Raw genomic sequence first — 20,391 nt, 5'->3', positions numbered from 1 at the left:
GCGATGAAACAGTTTGATTATTTGAAACAGGCAATAAAGCAAACTGGTTGTACTCTACAACAGATTGCTAGCGCTTGCGGCATGACTAAAGGTTATTTAAGCCAATTAATTAATGATAAAATTAACAATCCTAGCGCGCGAAAAATTGCCGCATTACATCGTTTTTTAAATATTGAATATCCATTAAAGCCTAAACGGGTTGGCGTAGTATTTGGTAAATTTTATCCCTTACATACCGGACATATTTATTTGATTCAACGCGCATGTAGTCAAGTTGATGAGTTATATGTCATTCTTTGCCATGATGAACCACGTGATCGAGCGCTTTTTATCGACAGTTCTATGTCACAGCAACCGACCGTCAGCGATCGGCTACGATGGTTATTACAAACCTTCAAATATCAAAAAAATATTTATATTCATTGCTTTGATGAACAAGGCTTTGAGCCATACCCACATGGCTGGCAAGTGTGGAGTGAAGGAATGAAAAAATTTTTAATGGCAAAAAATATTCAACCACAATTTATTTATTCAGGCGAAGTGGATGATATTGCGCATTATAAAAAATATCTTGGCGCAGAAGTGGTGCTGATTGATCCTGAACGCACATTTATGAATATTAGTGGTCATCAAATTAGGCAAGCGCCATTTCGTTATTGGGAATATATTCCAACGGAAGTAAAACCTTTTTTTGTCCGTAAGGTAGCCATATTAGGTGGAGAGTCGAGCGGTAAATCGACTTTGGTTAATAAGTTGGCAAATATTTTTAACACCACCAGTGCCTGGGAATATGGTCGTGATTATGTTTTCTCTCATTTAGGTGGCGATGAGATGGCATTACAATATTCTGACTATGACAAGATCGCATTGGGTCATGCAAAGTATATTGATTTTGCCGTTAAATATGCCAATAAAGTTGCGTTTATCGATACTGATTTCATTACCACTCAAGCTTTTTGTAAACGATATGAGGGCAAACCACATCCTTTTGTGCAAGCATTGATTGATAAATACCGTTTTGATCTGGTTATTTTATTAGAAAATAATACTCCATGGGTAGCGGATGGATTACGTAGTTTGGGTAGTGATGAGGAACGCAAAACATTTCAAAATTTATTGATTGAACTACTGATTGAAAATCAAGTGCAGTTTGTGGTGGTTGATTCGCCTAATTATGATGAGCGTTTCTTACGCTGTATTGAGCTGGTTCAGCAATTACTTATGATGGATGAAAGATCCCCAAGTCTTTAAATGATAAGGCTCGCTTTAGCAAGCCTTATGCTATTTGAATTATTTATTTGCTCATCTTTTTATATTTGATACGATGCGGTTCTAGCGTATCAGCGCCCAATGTCCGTTTTTTGTAATCTTCATATTCACTAAAATTACCTTCAAAGAAAGTGACTTTTCCTTCATCCTGATAATCAATAATATGAGTAGCAATCCGGTCAAGAAACCAGCGATCGTGGGAAATAACTAATGCACTGCCAGGGAATTCCAGTAATGCATTTTCTAACGCGCGTAATGTTTCGACATCCAGATCATTGGTTGGCTCATCCAGCAGTAACATATTTCCACCAACCTGGAGTAGTTTTGCCAAGTGTAATCGGCCACGTTCACCACCAGAAAGTTCGCCAACGCGCTTACCCTGATCAACACCTTTGAAATTAAAACGCCCGACGTAGGCTCTACTTGGGATTTCAAAATTACCGATGCGCATAATATCTTGTCCGCCGGATACCTCTTCCCACACAGTTTTGTTATTGTCCATCGAGTCGCGAAATTGTTCAACCGAGGCAACTTTAACGGTTTCACCTAAGATTATGCTGCCAGAGTCAGGCTGTTCTTGACCTGAAATCATCCGAAAAAGGGTTGATTTTCCCGCGCCATTTGGACCGATAATACCTACGATAGCTCCTTTAGGGATCGAGAAACTGAGGTTATCAATTAAAACTCGATCACCATAAGATTTACTGAGATTTTCAACCGTTAAAACTTTGTCACCAAGGCGCGGACCTGGTGGAATGAAGAGCTCACTAGTTTCATTACGTTTTTGATACTCAACACTGTTTAACTCTTCAAAACGGGCTAAACGGGCTTTTCCTTTCGCTTGACGACCTTTAGGATTTTGTCGGATCCACTCAAGTTCTTTTTCGATCGATTTGCGGCGAGCTGCTTCGCTGGAAGCCTCTTGTGTTAGGCGAGTCTCTTTTTGTTCTAACCAAGAGGAATAATTACCTTCCCATGGAATGCCCTCTCCTCGATCAAGCTCCAGGATCCAACCGGCAACGTTATCCAGGAAGTAACGATCGTGAGTGATTGCAACAACGGTGCCTTCGTAATCATGTAAAAACCGTTCTAACCAGGCAACGGATTCTGCATCCAAATGGTTAGTTGGCTCATCAAGTAATAGCATATCGGGTTTTTCCAGTAGTAGCCGACAAATAGCTACTCGACGCCGCTCTCCACCGGAAAGTTGTTCTATTTTTGTCTCCCAGGCGGGTAAGCGCAATGCATCGGCGGCACGCTCCAACTGATTATCCAAATTATGACCATCATGTGATTGCAAAATGGCTTCTAACTGTCCCTGTTCTTTTGCCAATTTGTCAAAGTCAGCATCAGGTTCTGCGTAGGCAGCATAAACTTCATCAAGGCGAGTTAGAGCATTTTTTATTTCACTAACCGCCTCTTCGACTGCTTCACGTACGGTATGATTAGGGTTAAGTTTTGGTTCCTGGGAGAGATAGCCAATTTTGATCCCTGGATTAGGGCGTGCTTCACCTTCAATTTCAGTATCGATGCCAGCCATAATGCGAAGTAAGGTTGATTTACCCGCTCCGTTAAGGCCTAGAACACCAATTTTGGCACCCGGGAAGAAACTTAGAGAGATATTTTTTAAGATATGTCTTTTCGGTGGGACAATTTTTCCCACTCGATGCATGGAATAGACGAACTGTGCCAATTTATTCTACCTTTTAGCTAATTGAATAATTTTAGATATCAACGTGTTGCTTATCTCATTTAAAGAAAATATTCAGACTCTTGGTTAAATTCTGCCTAAATTGCGATTAAGATTAATAATATTAATAAGATCTTAATTAAGATTTATTGCGGATCTTTAGCATAAAGTTTTGTTAAAATAAATAATTACCTTATCCATATTGTATTAAGCCATTTAATTAAGCAGGTAGGTTGCTGCGCGGTTATTATACACGATCCTATTTACTATCATTAGTAGTTTAGTTTTTAGCTAGGATATTGATTGTCAAGCGTACTGACAATCATTTTACCATCCTATGAATGGTATTTTATAATCTATTTTTTAATAATCTCAGTGATTATATTTGTTTTTGATAATAATATTTTTATATAGATATTGTTATCTTAAACAGGAGTGAACAGCGATGTCGAAAAAATGGTGGCAAAAGATAATATTGCTGATCATACTCTGGTTACCTTTCCTTGCTCTGGGAGACTCATTAACTGCTCAACGTGAGCGTTATCAGGCAATTAAACAAGCTTGGGATGCTAATGATAATCAGCGAGTCGCAAATTTGATGCCAACATTAACAGAATACCCGCTTTATCCCTATTTGGAATATCGACGATTAACGCAAGATCTTAATACAATATCGATAGCGCAAGTTAAGGATTTTATTAAACGATATCCTTATTTTCCTCTCAATCAAAAGTTATCTACCCTTTTTGTCAATCAGCTTGCCAAGCGTAGCGAATGGCATGGTTTGCTAGCTTTTAGCCCGACAGCACCGAAAGCGATTATTGCACGCTGTAATTATTACTATGCTAAATGGCAAACCGGTAATAAGCAAGCGGCGTGGCAGGGGGCGAAACAGATTTGGTTGCACGGTTATTCACTACCTAAAGCATGCGATCAACTATTTACTCTTTGGCAACAGGCGGGTCAATTAACTACAGAATTGATTTTGCAACGTATTTTTTTAGCCATTAAAAGTAATGATGCTGCTTTGGTTACTAGCTTAGTCAATCGATTACCCACTAAAGAGCAAATTATCGGTCAACACTTGGCCAAATTACAGCAAGATCCTGCTTCAGTGGTGGAATTTGCTAGCAAGGTCAAGCCATCAGAGTTTAATCGACAACTAATATTAGTAATATTTAGCCGTTTTGCGCGCCAATCGGTAGAAAAAGCCAAGCTAGCGCTCCCCATAATTACGCAAACACAGAAAATGAGTCATTTCCAACAACAGCAATTGAAGGAAGATATTGCCTGGCAATTATTCGGTGATGTGACGCAAGCACAAGCAAAGTGGCGTGATAGTGTTATTCAACATTCATCTTCCATTTCTTTACGTGAACGAAGAGTGCGCTTAGCGTTAGCAAGCAATGATATGCATTCACTTGCGCAATGGTTAAAACGATTACCGAAAGAGAGCAAAAATAAGGAAGAGTGGCAATATTGGCAAGCGATCACCTTAATCGCTCAAGGCAAACATAAACAAGGTAAAAAAATATTATTCAATTTGGTAAAGCGGCGCGGATTTTATCCCATGGTTGCGGCACAAAAATTGAACATTTCGTATCCTATTAATATTGCGCTTACCGCTAAACCTGAAGATGATATCGATTCATTGCCTGAAGTGCGGAGAATTGGCGAATTATTGTATTGGCAAAAGGAAAATTTAGCCCGAACTGAATGGATCAATCTGCTTATCAGGCAGAAAAAAGTTCGCCAACAGCAACTAGCACGCTATGCATTTGAACACCGGTGGGCCGATTTGAGTGTACAGGCGACAATTATTGCCAAACTATGGGATCATATAACCGAACGTTTTCCTATAGCCTGGGAACGTGAATTTGAACGCTACACAAAAGATAAAAAAATTGATAAAAGTTTTGCCATGGCGATAGCCAGACAAGAAAGTGGTTGGAATTCACAAGTGCGTTCTGCGGCGGGTGCGATAGGTTTGATGCAATTAATGCCACAGACAGCACAACAAGTGGCAAAATCTAATGGCATTGTAGCTTATACCGATAGTAGTAAATTGATTGATCCGGCAAAAAATATTGAGCTTGGTACCGCATATCTAGAGACCGTTTTTCAGCAATTTGGTCTTAATCGAGTTTTAGCTTGTGCAGCTTATAATGCAGGCCCTGCTCGCGTAACACGTTGGTTGGCAGTAAGTGACGGAAAATTAAATGTTATCGCTTTTATTGAAACTATTCCATTTTCTGAAACGCGACGTTATGTTAAAAATGTGCTTGTCTACAATCTTTATTATCAACATTTTCTCGGTAAATCAGTTAAACTATTGACGGAAAGGGAATGGTTGATGAACTTTAGTGCTCTTATAGCCATCATCAAGCCGTTTATGCTATGCTGTTGTACTAGTTAAATAGTATGGCGGTATATATTATGGAAAACTATCTTATTGATCCAGCCCTTGAACCTGAAGAAAATAGTGATTGGCAACGCTTTGTTGAATTATTACGCAGTGCTTTTCAACAAGATTTACAGCAACCTATTTTACAACTATTTTTAACCCCAGATGAACGTTTGGCGCTCGGGACTAGGGTGCGAATTATTCAGGCTTTAATGGAAGGTGAAATGAGTCAGCGGGAGCTTAAAAGTGAGTTGGGTGTCGGAATTGCAACCATCACGCGAGGTTCTAATGGCTTGAAGAGTGCAACTAAAGAGGTGAAAGCTTGGTTGGAACAGCAGTTAAGCCAGTTATAAAAATGTTTTATTAATTGTGTAAATGTACATCTTTAACCAGTCTTGCTAGGATTTGGTTAAGATGACATGACTTAGTTGTCATGCATCACATTAAGTTCTTTATAAATTTCATGTTGGATAGGCGCTAATGCTAAAATAAGCGCTTGCTGGTAGACGCTGGTTCGGCTGAGTAAACCCTTGGTAAAAAAACCAATTGCCCCTTCGTTATGTTTAATATCAGCTATGCCAGTGATATGAGCCATCACATCGCCTAACTCACTGCCTTGCTGGATGCTAAACAGAACTTGCTCGGGTAACATAATACTGGCAGAACGCGATTCACCTCGAATTTGTTTATGTTCAATGCTAATCCAGGCAAAAGTCATTTCATCTTCAATGCCGGCTTCTATACCGACCCAAAAATCGGCTTCAGGTCGAACATGGCGCTAAGCCATAACACGTTGGCGTGCACCTGTGCGGGTTTCTGTATTACCAATTGGTTGCTTGGCTACGTGACTATTCACCTTTATGCTCTCGATTTGATAATTGCTAGTCCCAAAAACCGCTTCGAATGCTAAGTGAATAGCGTTTATCTTGGCTGGATTTGCGGTTGCTGCGATTACTTTATACATTAATTAGTATCCTCTAAAATATTATTTGTGCAGTATAACGGAAAATTATTATGTTACAGGTCTATCTTGTTCGCCACGGAGAAACTGAATGGAACGTGGCTCGGCGTATTCAAGGACAATCTGACAGCCCACTCACTGAAGTTGGTATTAGACAAGCTAAATTGGTTGCTGAAAAAGTTAAATCAATTGGCATCACACATATTATATCCAGCGACTTAGGGCGTACCCAGAAAACGGCAGAAATTATCGCGCAAGCTTGCCATTGTAACATTATTCTTGAGCCGCGGTTAAGGGAATTGAACATGGGAATACTTGAGGGAAGGGCACTTAGCTCCTTGAGTGATGAAGAAGAACGTTGGCGTCGAAGTTTGGTTAATGGAACCCCCGGGGCACGTATTCCCGATGGAGAATCGATGGATGAGATAACCAAACGTATGTTTACTGCACTAGAGAAGTGTCGTTCTTTACCAGCGGGGAGTCAACCATTATTGGTTAGTCATGGGATAGGGTTAGGGGCACTTCTTAATCGTATACTGGGTGTGCCGACTTACGCTGAAAGGCGTTTACGTTTACGTAACTGCTCTATTTCAAAAGTAGATTTTCAGGAAACGCCCTGGTTAGCGAATGGCTGGGTAGTAGAAACCGCTGGGGATATATCTCATTTAGTTGAGCCAGCATTAGATGAACAGCAAATTTAACGCTGATAATAATTAAACTATTTAAGAATGATCTAGCCAAGGGAAAAATTCCCTTGGATTTGATCCACTAGCAACTATTATAATCAATTAGTGTTTGGTGGAGGGAGAGGTGTTTTTTTAATCGGCACAAAATAATCAAATGCGATCATATGATTTTCTGGATTATCGTAGCTACATTCAGGGTTATTAGGATCTTTGAGATGATAATGTTCTATATCGTGTCCCGCGCGACGGGTCAGATTGAGATTAGGCATATAAACACCATAAATCATATACAAAAACTGTTGTAGATCGCTTTTGGTTGGTTTGCCTTCAAAAGTAAAGCGGGCATAATCACCGCCTTCGATGATAATTGAATGGTATAAATTATTTTTATTATCATCATATTGCGGTTCAACTGCAGTGATATATAAAACGGTTTGTTCATCATCCTTTTCTGAGCTATGTACGACACTATGTAATCCATAAACTTCATTAGGTATATTTTTTGCTTTATCTTGATAATATTGCCAAAAATGTTTGCGCATTTCGGCACAGGCAGTAGACCACTCTTCTAATATATATGAACAAGTTTGTTCTATTCCCATTAAATGTTTGGGTGGTAGTGTGACAAAGGAGACGTTAGGTAATTTCTGTTTTTCTAAAGTGATTGGAGGTTGCATACCTGTTGCACACCAATCTTCACTACGACGATAGAGAGCCGGTGTAATGCCAAATTGTTTTTTAAATGCACGAGTAAAGGTTTGCTGTGAATCAAAACGGTATTGCAGTGCAATATCAAGAATTGGCCGACTAGTTAGCCTAAGAGCAACAGCCGCACGAGAAAGTCGGCGAGCACGTATATAAGAGCCAATCGCTTGCTGAGTAATGTTTTTAAACATCCGCTGTAAATGCCATTTTGAATAACCGGCTTTAGCGGCCACGTTATCGAGAAATAGCGGTTGATCTAAATGCGTGTCGATCCAATATAGTAAATCGCGGATAATATTGTTTTGATCCATAGAAGTACCTGGTTTAAATAATCATCTATAAATAGTATAAAGACTTTATAATAAACATCCATTTAATACTAAGTTGCTTTATATAGCTATTTTATTATTTTTATAGACATTAATAATGTAAAAATAATTTTATTATTAAATGAGTATTAAGGAAAATTAATATCATGCGGAATTTATCAAAAATACTATCTATTTTAATAATATTTTGTCTACCAAATACAATATTTGCAGAAGAAATCGGTGCTGTTGATACTGTATTTAAATTCTTTGGTCCTGATAATAAAATTGTTATTGAAGCATTTGACGATCCTGATATTAACAATATAACTTGTTATCTGAGTCGAGCAAAAACAGGCGGTATTAAAGGAGGTCTTGGTCTGGCAGAAGATACTGCTGATTCGGCCATTTCTTGTCAACAAGTTGGGCCAATAATTATAGATGACAAAATTAAGTTAAATAATAAAAAGGGGCAGGTTGTTTTCCAAAAACGGACTTCATTGATTTTCAAAAAACTACAAGTAGTACGTTTTTACGATAAGCAACGGAATGCACTTATTTATTTAACTTATTCAGACAAAATAATTGATGGCTCGCCTAAAAATGCGATTAGTGCCGTGCCAATTATGCCATGGCATTAATATATATTAAAACCCCGATTTAAATAAAAGGGGTTTAATATTCTATATTTATTCTTCAATATCACCACAGAAACGATAACCTTCACCATGGATGGTGGCAATTATTTCAGGTGTATCGGCTATCGACTCAAAGTGCTTACGAATACGGCGGATAGTCACATCAACAGTTCTATCGTGAGGCTTTAATTCACGTCCGGTCATTTTTTTCAATAGTTCTGCACGTGTTTGAATTTTACCTGGATTTTCACAAAAATGTAACATAGCTCTGAATTCACTACGTGGTAATTTATATTGATCACCAATCGGGCTGATTAAAGAGCGACTATTAATATCCAGTTCCCAGCTATTAAATTTATAACTCTCAACCTGGCGACGTTCACCACTAATTTGGCAAAGATTCATTGTGCGTGAAAGTAAATTTCTGGCACGAATTGTTAATTCACGAGGATTGAAAGGCTTAGTTATATAGTCATCAGCGCCAATTTCTAATCCTAATATCTTATCAACTTCATTATCACGCCCAGTAAGAAACATCAGCGCGACATGAGCTTGTTCACGTAATTCGCGTGCAAGAAGCAGACCATTTTTGCCTGGCAAATTAATATCCATAATGACCAGATTAATATCATTATCAGATAAAATATTGTGCATTTCGGCACCATCAGTAGCTTCATGTACAATATAGCCTTCTGCTTCGAAAATGCTTTTTAAGGTATTGCGTGTGACAATCTCGTCTTCAACAATCAAAATATGTGGGGTTTGCATATGTGCTACCTAACTCTCTACAATATAAATTACCAGATTTACACACTAATGTTTCAAGAGCATGCTTTCTCTAATTTCGTTTTATAATACTAATGAAAGCTTAGCGAATATCATTAAAGTTCATATAAATTTTTTGTAACAAAAAAACAATTATGCCGAACCTAAAAGAAATTTACTAAACAATTCTTTTCTCTTTTTATGTTAACAGCAATATAACAGCTAAAAGGCTATTTACCACCTAAAAAAATGACTTTTGTTGATACACGTCAAAATCGAAATAAAGCTATTATAAAGATTATTTCTTAAATTATATGATTTTTTGTGTCATAAAATATTGTATTTATATTAAAATAGGCGCTAATGTAATTTATATGAAAGATATAAACGCTAAGCCTTATATTATTATTTATCTGTTAGCATACAAGCATTCGTGTCTGTAACTAGATAAAAATTCTTATTTATTCGGTTATGGATGTTTTTTTATCTACTTAAAGTGAAATGTATTTTGTACGTAAAGTTACTTAGCAAAGAAATAAATATGTTTAATTAGTTTTAGTAATTAAAGAACAAATTATTTGACTTTGCATTAAAATTGCTTTAACCAGTATATAGCTAAACATTTTTTAATAAAAAAGTTAGGACTGTGATGCGTAAAGCCAGCTTCAATACCAGCATTATTACCACTACCGTAACCATTGGTTATGGGGCGGGCTGACGCATAACTAAAATCGAAATCAAACAGAAAGCCCGCATCCAAGCAAATGATGCGGGTTTTTTTTTAACCCAATTTCAGAAGGAAAAAACCAGTGCGTGTGCTCAAATTTGGTGGAACGTCGGTTGCCAATGATAATAAAATGCTTAACGTTGCAAATATTGTTGCGGATAAATTTACAGCAGGACCGGTGGCGCTAGTTTTGTCAGCACCAGCTAAGATCACAGACTATCTTGTTGCTATGATCGATGCAGCGACGTCGGGCGCTGATATTACTCCACATATCAAAGGCGCTAATGAAATCTTTTCTACTTTGATCTCCGGTTTACAGGAAAAGCAAGCTGATTTTGCCTATGAAAATATCAGGCAAATGATTGACAATGAGTTTATTCAAATTCAGCAAATATTACAGGGTATTGCGCTATTGGGATTGGGACAATGTCCAGCAAGTCTTCAGGCCGGATTAATATGTCGTGGCGAAAAAATTTCGATTACGATTATGGCATCTCTACTGCGTGCGCGTGGTTACCGAATAACAATTATTGATCCAGTAAAAAATTTATTCGCACAAGGATCTTATCTCGACGCGACAGTCGATATTCGTGAATCCAGCCAACGTATTAGCGCATTGAATATACCTAAAGATAATCTTATTTTGATGGCAGGTTTTACTGCCGGTAATTGGCAAAATGAACCGGTAATATTAGGGCGTAATGGCTCAGATTACTCAGCCGCGGTTTTAGCTGCCTGCTTACAGGCGGATTATTGTGAAATTTGGACTGATGTTGACGGTGTTTATACTTGTGATCCTCGTATCGTGCCAGAGACTCAGTTGCTAACAGAAATATCTTATCAAGAAGCTATGGAGCTTTCCTATTTTGGAGCTAAAGTTCTTCATCCGCGAACAGTTGCTCCGATTGCCCAATTTCAGATCCCTTGTTTAATTAAAAATGCCTCCGCGCCTAATCGTAACGGCACTTTAATTGGTAATATAGAAAATAGTGCATGTATGCCAATTAAAGGGATCACTAGCCTAAAAAATATGGCGATGATTAATGTCTCAGGGCCTGGTATGAAGGGCATGGTAGGTATGGCCGCTCGTATCTTTTCTGCAATGTCCCATAAGAGAATTTCCATTGTGTTAATCACGCAATCCTCTTCTGAGTACAGTATTAGTTTTTGTGTGCATCAGGATCAGTTATCACAGGCATATCAGGCATTGAATGCAGAGTTTTATTTGGAATTAAAAGAAGGTTTGCTTGGAACATTGGATATCATCGAGCAGCTAGCGATTATCTCAGTCGTGGGTGATGGTATGCGAACTTGCAAAGGAGTATCGGCTCGTTTTTTTTCTGCTTTGGCACGTGGCAATATTAATATTGTCGCTATTGCACAAGGTTCTTCTGAGCGCTCAATTTCTGCCGTGATTGATAATAGTATGACTACTATCGCGGTGCAGTTATGTCACCAAATGTTGTTTAATACCGATCAAATTATCAATGTTTTTATTGTTGGTGTTGGTGGCGTTGGCAGTGCTTTACTTGAACAAATTTACCGGCAACAAAATTGGTTAAAAAAGAAACATATTGATCTGCGAGTTTGTGCAATTGCTAATTCGCGGCTGATGGTAACGGATATTAAAGGATTAACACTGGATAATTGGCAACTAGCATTATCACAATCTAAACGATCTTTTAGTTTAAATGATTTATGCCAACTACAAGATAAACATTGTTTTTTCAATCCAGTTATCGTTGATTGTACCGCAGCTCAGCAAATAGCTAAGCACTATGCTTTTTTGCTCAAGGCAGGATTTAGTGTTGTTACGCCAAATAAAAAAGCTAATACCGCTAGTATGGATTACTATCGCCAGATCCGATTAGTTGCTGAGCAATCAAAGCGTAAATTTCTGTATGAAGCGAATGTTGGTGCAGGGTTACCTGTCATTGAAAATTTGCAGAATTTACTCAATGCCGGGGATGAACTGCTAGCGTTTAGCGGTATTCTATCTGGCTCACTTTCCTATATTTTTGGTTTACTTGATGAAGGAATGTCTTTATCGCAGGCGACGCGGTTAGCTAAAGAAAAAGGTTTTACTGAACCGGATCCGCGTGATGATCTTTCTGGTATGGATGTTGCGCGTAAGTTGCTGATCCTGGCGCGTGAAGCCGGTTACTGTCTTGAGCTTAGTGATATTGAAATTGAACCTATCTTGCCTATCTCTTTTGATGTTAGTGGTGATGTTAACCATTTTCTTCAACGGTTAACCCAATTAGATCAAGATTTTAAAATAAGGGTTGCCCAAGCAGCGGCTCAGGGAAAAGTTCTTCGTTATGTCGGGTTAATTAAAGACGGTTGTTGTCAGGTAAAAATGGTAGCCGTCGATGAACATAATCCACTTTATAAAGTTCAGGATGGTGAAAATGCTTTAGCATTTTATACCCGCTATTATCAGCCCATTCCATTAGTATTAAGGGGTTACGGTGCGGGTAATGAAGTTACGGCAGCAGGAGTATTTGCCGATATATTACGGGCCCTAACAAGGAAAATAGGAGCATAAAATGGTTAAAGTTTATGCACCCGCATCGATAGGTAATGTCAGTGTTGGGTTTGATGTATTAGGTGCGGCTATCTCTCCGATTGATAATCAGCAATTAGGTGACTGTGTCTCAGTCATGAAGGCGGATAAATTTAATTTGAAAAATAGTGGTGCTTTTGTTGGCAAATTGCCCCAGCAGCAACAGCAAAATATCGTTTACCAGGCCTGGCAACTGTTTTGTCAAGAATTGGGCCAATCTCTTAATGTTGAAATGACATTGGAAAAGAATATGCCAATTGGTTCTGGATTAGGCTCTAGTGCCTGCTCAGTGGTAGCCGCCCTGATGGCATTAAATGAGTATGCCGGTCGTCCTTTTGATAAAAATAGTTTGTTATTAATGATGGGGCAATTGGAAGGCCTTGTTGCTGGTAGTATTCATTATGATAATGTTGCGCCTTGCTACTTGGGCGGTATGCAGCTTATCGTCGAACAGAATAATATGATCAGCCAGGCAATCCCAACTTTTGCTGACTGGATTTGGGTGATGGCTTATCCTGGTATCAAGGTTGCGACAGCAGAAGCTAGGGCTATTTTGCCAACGCATTATCAACGGCAGGATACAATTAACCATGGCCGATTATTAGCTGGTTTTATTCATGCTTGTCATACTCAGCAAACTGATTTAGCGATCGATATGTTGCAAGATGTGATTGCTGAGCCTTATCGCGCTCAAATATTGCCCGGTTTTATATCCGCCCGCGAAAAGGTAAAAAATCTCGGCGCAGTCGCTTGTGGCATCTCTGGCTCAGGGCCGACATTATTTGCAATTTGTTATGAAAGAAAGACAGCAGAAAAAGTAATGCAATGGTTGACACAATATTACCTACAAAATAGGGCAGGTTTTGTGCATATCTGTCGTTTAGATCAAGTTGGTGCAAGAGTGATAGGCTAAAAATGAGATTATATAATTTAAAAAATCAAAATGAGCAGGTTAGTTTTGTACAGGCAGTTAAACAGGGGCTTGGTCAGCAGCAGGGCCTTTTTTTCCCGCTTAATTTACCAAAACTAAGTGCTGAGCAGCTAACTAAATGGTTACAGTACGATTTTATCACTCGTAGTAGCCATATTTTATCCGCCTATATTGGTGATGAAATGCCGTTTGAACAAGTGACAGAAAGAGTCAAAAAGGCATTTAATTTTCCGGTAATGGTTAGGCCAATAGAAGAAAATATCGCCAGCTTGGAGTTGTATCATGGCCCAACCTTAGCATTCAAAGATTTTGGTGGGCGGTTTATGGCACAAATATTGGCACAAATTGCCAGTAATGAACCTATGACTATTTTAACTGCGACTTCAGGTGATACTGGCGCAGCCGTTGCCCATGCTTTTTATGGTCTCAATAATGTTCAGGTAATTATTCTCTATCCGGAAAACAAGACCACTACTTTACAGGAGAAGCTATTTTGTACACTAGGGAAAAATATCCACACTATTGCTATCAATGGTGACTTTGATGATTGCCAAACATTAGTAAAACAAGCATTTGATGATGAAGAATTAAAACGGCTAGTATGCCTAACCTCTGCTAATTCGATTAATATTAGCCGTTTATTGGCACAAATTTGTTATTATTTTGAGGCGGTTGCCCAGCTACCGGTTGAAAAACGCCAGCATTTGGTTATTTCGGTACCCAGTGGTAATTTTGGTAATTTAACCGCCGGCTTATTAGCCAAAGCAATGGGGCTGCCAGTAAAACGTTTTATTGCCGCCACTAATGTTAATGATACCGTTCCACGTTATCTTTCTCAGGGGCAATGGTTGCCACATCAGACAATAGCGACCCTGTCAAATGCCATGGATGTTAGTCGACCAAATAATTGGCCCAGGATAGAGGCGCTTTTCCAGCGCCAAAAATGGGAGCTTGATCAGCTTAGTTATGGCGTTGTTGATGATAAAGCGACCGTAAAAACCGTTCAACAACTGGCGAGTAAAGGTTATATTTCTGAGCCGCATGGCGCAGTTGCTTATCGTATTTTATGTGATCAACTGCAAGATGATGAATACGGACTGTTTTTAAGTATCGCTCACCCAGCAAAATTTAAACAGAGTGTAGAGCGTATTCTTGCTAAATCATTACCATTACCAACCGCTTTAGCAAAACGGGCTAAATTACCACTACTTTCCCATCAACTACCCGCTGATTTTGCTTTATTACGTAATTTTTTGCTCCAGCATGCGGTTAGATAACAATGAGCTAAAATGGAAGCGCTAGCTTCCATTGTTAACTCTGTTGAGATCGTTTAAACACTAGTACATTATCTTTAGAAGCAGAGTCATCAAATTGGTAACCGGCTAAATTAAATTCAGTCAGTTGCTCAATATTTTTTACTTGATTTTGAATAATAAAGCGACTCATTAGCCCACGGGCTTTTTTAGCATAAAAACTAATAACTTTATATTTGCCCTGTTTTTCATCTAGAAAAATAGGTTTAACAATATAAGCATCCAGTTTTTTGCTATTAATGGCTTTAAAATATTCATCTGATGCTAAGTTAATTAGAATATTATCACCTTGATTATTTAGGGCTTGATTAAGATTTTCAGTAATAATATCACCCCAAAAAGCATAAAGATCTTTTCCTTGTTTATTATTTAGTTTAGTTCCCATTTCTAATCGGTAAGGTTGCATCAGATCAAGTGGACGTAATACACCATATAAACCGGATAGAATCCGAAGATGTTTTTGGGCAAAAGTAAAATCTTTTGGCGTAAAACTTTCCGCTTGCAGGCCGGTATAAACGTCACCTTTAAAAGCCAAGATCGCCGCTCGGGCATTTTCTAAGGTAGAATTAGCCTGCCACTGTCCAAAACGTGCGGCATTTAAACCGGCTAATTTGTCACTAATATGCATTAAACTGGCAATTTCCGCCGGTGTAAGTTGACGGCAGATCTTAATCAATTGCTCTGCCTGTGATAACAGGGTTGGTTGGCTATATTCTGTTGTAGCCAGCGGACTATCATAATCAAGTGTTTTGGCTGGTGAAATCGTGATAAGCATAATTAATATCCAGTAAAATTCAAAAATAAGTGACTTCATCAAAATGATAAATTGCTATCATTGCGGTTATTTGTAGCATTTAACGTCAATTATTGCTATTCAAACGACAGTAGGCTGTGAAAAATGGCGGGCTAAATTTGTTATCAACAACAATGGTTGGTGCACTTATTTGTTGTAATATCAATGCATGATATTATCAAAACCAGATAGGATTATGAGTCTTGGCTTCATCTCAATAACGACGGGATTAAAAAATGAGCGATAAATTAACCTCTTTACGTAAAATAACGACGGTTGTGGCAGATACAGGGGATATTAGCGCAATAAAGCTTTATAAACCTGAAGATGCAACAACTAACCCCTCTTTGATCCTTAATGCGGCTCAGATCCAAGAATATCAGCCACTTATTAATGAAGCTATCAAATGGGCACGTGAGCAAAGTAATTCTCGCGAGCAACAAATCATTGATGCATGCGATAAATTGGCAGTTAATGTTGGGTTAGAAATCTTACAATTAATTCCAGGAAGAATTTCAACCGAAGTTGATGCACGTCTTTCCTATGATAGCGATGCATGCATTAAAAAAGCGCGCCGCATTATTGAACTTTATAATAGTGCAGGCATTAAAAATGATCGTATTTTGATAAAGTTGGCTTCAACCTGGCAAGGGATCCGGGCAGCAGAACAGTTAGAAAAAGAGGGTATCAACTGTAATTTAACGCTATTATTCTCTTTTGCTCAGGCACGCGCTTGTGCTGAAGCCGGCGTTTATCTGATTTCACCTTTTGTTGGTCGTATTCTTGATTGGTATAAAGCCAATACTGATACAAAAGAGTATGCCCCACAAGAAGATCCTGGCGTTATTTCTGTTACACAAATTTACAATTACTATAAACAACATGGTTATAAAACGGTGGTGATGGGGGCCAGTTTCCGTAATAGTGGTGAAATTTTGCAACTGGCAGGCTGTGATCGTTTAACGATTGCACCGGCATTACTCAAAGAGCTTTCTGAGTCACAAGGTGAAGTTGTTCGCCAATTGACATCCAATGGTCAAACTCAGTCACCACCTCAACCAATGACGGAAGCCGAATTCTATTGGCAACATCATGCTGATGCTATGGCGACCGACAAATTGGCTGAGGGTATTCGTAAATTTGCTATCGATCAGGAAAAGTTGGAAAAAATGGTTGCACAGCAACTGTAATTAATATTTCTCTGTTATAAGTAAAAGCCTAGTGGATTATCTTACTAGGCTTTTGGCTTTTATTTGTTGGTCTAAGGGTGCTTAAGGGAATAATATTATTTATCTTTGTGTTGCTACAGCAAAAGTTGAATAGATTTAGTATTAAACATCTTGTTTTCAATATTGAATTTGAGAATCTCATGGATAAATTACGGATAGGTTTGGTTTCTGTTTCAGATCGGGCAGCGAAGGGAATTTATCAAGATCAGGGGATCCCTACCCTTGAAAAATGGCTTTCAAACGCCCTTAAAACCCCTTTTACCATTGAGTCACGTTTGATCCCTGATGAGCAAAAAATTATTGAACTCACACTTTGTGAGCTAGTTGATGATCTAGCTTGTCATTTAATTTTAACAACCGGTGGCACAGGGCCAGCGCTGCGTGATGTAACACCGGATGCGACACTGGCGATTGCTGATCGGCACATGCCGGGTTTTGGTGAACAAATGCGGCAAATTAGTTTGCATTTTGTCCCAACGGCGATCCTTTCGCGTCAAGTTGGCGTGATCCGTAAGCAAACATTGATTTTGAATTTACCTGGCCAACCAAAATCTATTACAGAAACATTAGCCGGTTTAAAAGATCAACAGGGAAGCGAAATTGTTGCTGGAATTTTTGCTAGCGTACCTTACTGTATCCAGTTATTAGAAGGCCCCTATGTTGAAACCGATCCCAACGTTATCAAAGCATTTAGACCTAAATCAGTCATGCGCTAGCATGGATCAACCGGAGGGTTTTTGACATTAGAGAATAATATTAGTCATGATTAAAACAACAGTTAATTGCGTTGCCATCAAATAGTGTCAATTTTTAAATACAAAATTTCTTCATTGCTGTGACAGTTATGGTTGCTATTGCTTAGGCGGTATTTTCGGCTTTATTTACACTATCGAAACGCAAAAGATCCGGCCAGATTAACATCAATTCACGCGGGCTAAAATTTTTCCGATATTTAATCGCTTCACTGACAGTTTGGCAGTCATAAGCACTAATATAAGCCATGGCGCGCACTTTTTGTGCCACACTGGCGAGTGCCGTTGCAACTGCTTTTATAGGGTTACATTTTTGTCAATAATATATTTATAGTGAATTTGTTTATCATTGTGCGGTGTTGTTGAAATTTAATTAATAATAATTGAAACCAGAGTTATAAATTTTCTTTTATTATAAACTGAGTAAATCTATAGTCAGATATAGTTAAATAATGAAAAGTAATCGAAAGGTTTTATTTATAAATAATTTCAAAAATGAGTGAGTTATGTTTAATTTCTTATTGAAAACAACAAAAATAATATTGCATTAAAGATTTTAATTATAATTAATTACATTGTTTTTACTTTTTGTAAGTTATTTTTTAATATAGTTAATGTTAAACCATTTCGTTAAATCATTAAATCATTAAATCATTAAATCATTAAATCATTAAATCATTAAATCATCAGATAATTAAACAATTAAACAATTAAACAATTAACTTGTTAAATATTAACTCTTTTTAATTTAACTTAAGTGATTTAGTTAGCTATATTTGATTAATTCTAATTTCTTTTCTATGTTAACTTCAAAATTAAACAAAGATAAATATCAGAAGTTATTTATCTTAATTTAGTAATGTTTAAAATTATTATATATCAGCATATATTTAGCACGAATATTTTCCTTAAATAAAATTAAAGTATATTAATGTTTTTTTGTGGTATTTTTGATTGAGTATTAATTTATTTAATAAATTTTAATGTTAAATGTCATTAATAAATAATTAGACAATAATGTTATTTTATTTAACCAATTATTATATTTAATAAAAAAATGTAAATCATAATTTGTTTTCATTAAAGCTAAAAATGACTAGTTATAATATGGCATATCTATTTTTGCCATCTATTTAGGTATATATGAATAATTCACCCGTAATTAAATTAATACAAATAATGGGGGATAGAATGATAATCTGAGATAATTTTAAGCATTTGTAAAAATTTAAGTTTTTGTTATAACACGTTCTGAAGATAGCATTTTTTGTTAATAAATGCTTAAGAGGAAATGTTTATGAAAAAAAATAATATGAAAAAAGTAATATATTCAGCAACTATCATATCGATTTTACTTAATGCTGAATTTGCTTTAGCAAATGATAATATTGTTAAAGCTTTTAATGGAGCAGAATTCCATTTGACAGGTAATTATTATCATTCTAACACAACAGATATTATTCAAAAGAAAACACCCGTTCTCTCATTTGAAGGTCTATCTAAAGAAGGTGGAAAACAAATAGTTAACGGTTACAAGCAAGTTTTTAAAAGTGATGTGATGGGCGATTACATCAAACTGCAACTTGGTTTAGTAAAAAAACAAATATTAGAAAATGATCAACTTACTATTCTTAAAAATATTGATGTTATAAAAAAACAATTTCCTGAATTAATTAGTTTTTGGCAAGGACTGGCAGCAGCAACAAATCATACTTTAGACGAAATTTATTTGGTTGCCTGGGCTGAAGAGGGATTATTTGCTAAGGAAATTCAAAAAGAGACAGGTAATGCTGTAAAGAAAATGGCTGAGATGAAGAATAATAGTTCCGCATGTACCGCGATAGGATGGTCAAATGGTATTTTAGGTCAAACCCAGGATATGAATGTAGCATATTCTGGTTGGGGCGCTATTTGGCAAAGCCCAGACTTAATTGTGCATGCACCAACGCCCTTCTTTACCTCAATTGCAATGGGGAAAAAACTAGCTACTACAACAAATATTATTGAAGGCTTACGTCAAGGTAGTGGTAAAAATGGTGTACCTATTAGTGCGGTTATTATGGCAATGGTTGCCAAAAATGATAATGTCTATAAAATCCCTGCTATTTTCTCTGATTTGAAAACCAACGGCGCATATTCACCAAGCTTTGTCGATTTAAATAACCAAATTATTACCATAGAAATAACAGATAAAGGTAATAAAGTAATTGATGGTACACAGAAAGGCTTTATTGTTCATACCAATCATCCGATTGGTGAAGAAAAATGGATGGTGCAAAAATATGCTCAAGGTAATTGACGGTTGTTTGATAATTTATCTGCAAATACATTATGGAGGCTTAATACGGCTAAATTACGTGCTATATATAGCCCAGAAAAAAGTATTGATGCATTAAAAGATTTATTTCGTTCTAAACCTGTTTTAATGCAGGGCTATAAGGGAAACACTTTTGTTACCACAAATGCCATAATACATGATCTAAGAGCTGGATGTACCTATGGCACTACTTGGTCGCCAAAACTCCAAGAGTTTACTAAAGTTTGCTTTGAAGTAAATAGTAAATAAAAATTTAGTTTAACTATCTTAGTATATTAATTTTACAATTCATTATTCCTGAATATTAAAAATACTCAGGAATCTTCTTAATTTAATA

The 20,391-nt window shown here is 37.2% G+C and carries 18 protein-coding genes, 1 pseudogene and 1 other annotated feature; of the genes and pseudogenes, 13 read left to right on the top strand and 6 right to left on the bottom strand.

The genetic code is table 11. The features are described from left to right. The first annotated feature begins 3 nt into the window (after positions 1–3). The gene (gene nadR, locus LDL57_RS13045) at positions 4–1,251 is read left to right on the top strand and encodes a multifunctional transcriptional regulator/nicotinamide-nucleotide adenylyltransferase/ribosylnicotinamide kinase NadR (protein WP_180559596.1); all 1,248 of its coding nucleotides are present in this window, start codon (positions 4–6) and stop codon (positions 1,249–1,251) included. A 43-nt stretch (positions 1,252–1,294) separates the two neighbouring features. Here nadR and ettA read toward each other — a convergent pair whose 3' ends face one another. Next, positions 1,295–2,962 carry an energy-dependent translational throttle protein EttA gene (gene ettA / locus LDL57_RS13040; protein WP_180559597.1) on the bottom strand — a complete coding sequence of 556 codons (1,668 nt, stop codon included), beginning with the start codon at positions 2,960–2,962 and terminating at the stop codon, positions 1,295–1,297. A gap of 442 nt (positions 2,963–3,404) precedes the next feature. Here ettA and sltY point away from each other — a divergent pair, with 442 nt between their 5' ends. Both sltY and trpR read left to right on the top strand, forming a co-directional pair. Next, positions 3,405–5,375: a murein transglycosylase gene (gene sltY, locus LDL57_RS13035; protein ID WP_180559598.1), complete on the top strand. Its 1,971-nt coding sequence runs from the start codon at positions 3,405–3,407 to the stop codon at positions 5,373–5,375. A gap of 20 nt (positions 5,376–5,395) precedes the next feature. Beyond that, the gene (gene trpR, locus LDL57_RS13030; protein WP_370520679.1) at positions 5,396–5,716 is read left to right on the top strand and encodes a trp operon repressor; all 321 of its coding nucleotides are present in this window, start codon (positions 5,396–5,398) and stop codon (positions 5,714–5,716) included. A gap of 71 nt (positions 5,717–5,787) precedes the next feature. On the opposite strand, the pseudogene yjjX reads toward trpR, so the two are convergent. Beyond that, a pseudogene (gene yjjX / locus LDL57_RS13025) lies at positions 5,788–6,327 on the bottom strand (inosine/xanthosine triphosphatase). 50 nt (positions 6,328–6,377) lie between these two features. Here yjjX and gpmB point away from each other — a divergent pair. Further along, positions 6,378–7,025 carry a 2,3-diphosphoglycerate-dependent phosphoglycerate mutase GpmB gene (gene gpmB, locus LDL57_RS13020; protein WP_180559599.1) on the top strand — a complete coding sequence of 216 codons (648 nt, stop codon included), beginning with the start codon at positions 6,378–6,380 and terminating at the stop codon, positions 7,023–7,025. A gap of 83 nt (positions 7,026–7,108) precedes the next feature. Here the strand turns inward: gpmB and robA are convergent, their stop codons facing one another. After that, positions 7,109–8,026 carry an MDR efflux pump AcrAB transcriptional activator RobA gene (gene robA / locus LDL57_RS13015; protein ID WP_180559600.1) on the bottom strand — a complete coding sequence of 306 codons (918 nt, stop codon included), beginning with the start codon at positions 8,024–8,026 and terminating at the stop codon, positions 7,109–7,111. Positions 8,027–8,190: 164 nt separating this feature from the next. Between robA and creA the strand changes: the two genes are divergently transcribed. Continuing rightward, positions 8,191–8,664: a protein CreA gene (creA, locus tag LDL57_RS13010; RefSeq protein ID WP_180559601.1), complete on the top strand. Its 474-nt coding sequence runs from the start codon at positions 8,191–8,193 to the stop codon at positions 8,662–8,664. A gap of 48 nt (positions 8,665–8,712) precedes the next feature. Here creA and arcA read toward each other — a convergent pair whose 3' ends face one another. Continuing rightward, positions 8,713–9,429 (bottom strand): two-component system response regulator ArcA, encoded by a 717-nt coding sequence (arcA, locus tag LDL57_RS13005; RefSeq protein WP_180559602.1) that lies wholly within the window; start codon positions 9,427–9,429, stop codon positions 8,713–8,715. A 646-nt stretch (positions 9,430–10,075) separates the two neighbouring features. Between arcA and thrL the strand changes: the two genes are divergently transcribed. The 4 genes from thrL (at position 10,076) to thrC (ending at position 14,927) form a co-directional block, all read left to right on the top strand. Continuing rightward, entirely contained in the window at positions 10,076–10,144 is a 69-nt protein-coding gene (gene thrL, locus LDL57_RS18210) for a thr operon leader peptide (protein WP_180559714.1), read from the top strand. After that, positions 10,083–10,210, top strand: a sequence feature (Thr leader region). (Overlaps the previous gene by 62 nt.) Before the next feature lie 25 nt (positions 10,211–10,235). Further along, positions 10,236–12,701 (top strand): bifunctional aspartate kinase/homoserine dehydrogenase I, encoded by a 2,466-nt coding sequence (gene thrA / locus LDL57_RS12995; protein WP_225505902.1) that lies wholly within the window; start codon positions 10,236–10,238, stop codon positions 12,699–12,701. Position 12,702: 1 nt separating this feature from the next. After that, entirely contained in the window at positions 12,703–13,632 is a 930-nt protein-coding gene (gene thrB / locus LDL57_RS12990; protein ID WP_180559604.1) for a homoserine kinase, read from the top strand. A gap of 2 nt (positions 13,633–13,634) precedes the next feature. Further along, complete coding sequence (gene thrC, locus LDL57_RS12985) at positions 13,635–14,927, top strand: threonine synthase (RefSeq protein ID WP_180559605.1); 1,293 nt, start codon at positions 13,635–13,637, stop codon at positions 14,925–14,927. Between the two features lie 34 nt (positions 14,928–14,961). Here thrC and yaaA read toward each other — a convergent pair whose 3' ends face one another. Next, complete coding sequence (gene yaaA / locus LDL57_RS12980; protein ID WP_180559606.1) at positions 14,962–15,738, bottom strand: peroxide stress protein YaaA; 777 nt, start codon at positions 15,736–15,738, stop codon at positions 14,962–14,964. A 254-nt stretch (positions 15,739–15,992) separates the two neighbouring features. Between yaaA and tal the strand changes: the two genes are divergently transcribed. Together tal and mog are read left to right on the top strand one after the other, a co-directional pair. Further along, positions 15,993–16,946: a transaldolase gene (gene tal, locus LDL57_RS12975; protein WP_180559607.1), complete on the top strand. Its 954-nt coding sequence runs from the start codon at positions 15,993–15,995 to the stop codon at positions 16,944–16,946. A 179-nt stretch (positions 16,947–17,125) separates the two neighbouring features. After that, a complete protein-coding gene (gene mog / locus LDL57_RS12970) occupies positions 17,126–17,701 on the top strand; it encodes a molybdopterin adenylyltransferase (protein WP_180559608.1) in 576 nt (191 codons plus the stop codon). Between the two features lie 142 nt (positions 17,702–17,843). Here mog and LDL57_RS12965 read toward each other — a convergent pair whose 3' ends face one another. After that, positions 17,844–18,008, bottom strand: a complete 165-nt coding sequence (locus LDL57_RS12965; RefSeq protein ID WP_180559609.1) for a hypothetical protein — start codon at positions 18,006–18,008, stop codon at positions 17,844–17,846. A gap of 1,026 nt (positions 18,009–19,034) precedes the next feature. On the opposite strand from LDL57_RS12965, the gene LDL57_RS12960 reads away from it, so the two are divergent. Then, positions 19,035–20,036, top strand: a complete 1,002-nt coding sequence (locus tag LDL57_RS12960; RefSeq protein WP_180559610.1) for a C45 family peptidase — start codon at positions 19,035–19,037, stop codon at positions 20,034–20,036. Positions 20,037–20,039: 3 nt separating this feature from the next. Then, a complete protein-coding gene (locus tag LDL57_RS12955; protein ID WP_180559611.1) occupies positions 20,040–20,303 on the top strand; it encodes a hypothetical protein in 264 nt (87 codons plus the stop codon). The last annotated feature ends 88 nt before the right edge of the window (positions 20,304–20,391 follow it).

The sequence above is a fragment of the Arsenophonus apicola genome, assembly GCF_020268605.1.
Lineage (GTDB): Bacteria > Pseudomonadota > Gammaproteobacteria > Enterobacterales > Enterobacteriaceae > Arsenophonus > Arsenophonus apicola.
Note: the sequence above shows the minus strand (reverse complement) of the source record. Positions and strands in the feature narration are given on the sequence as shown.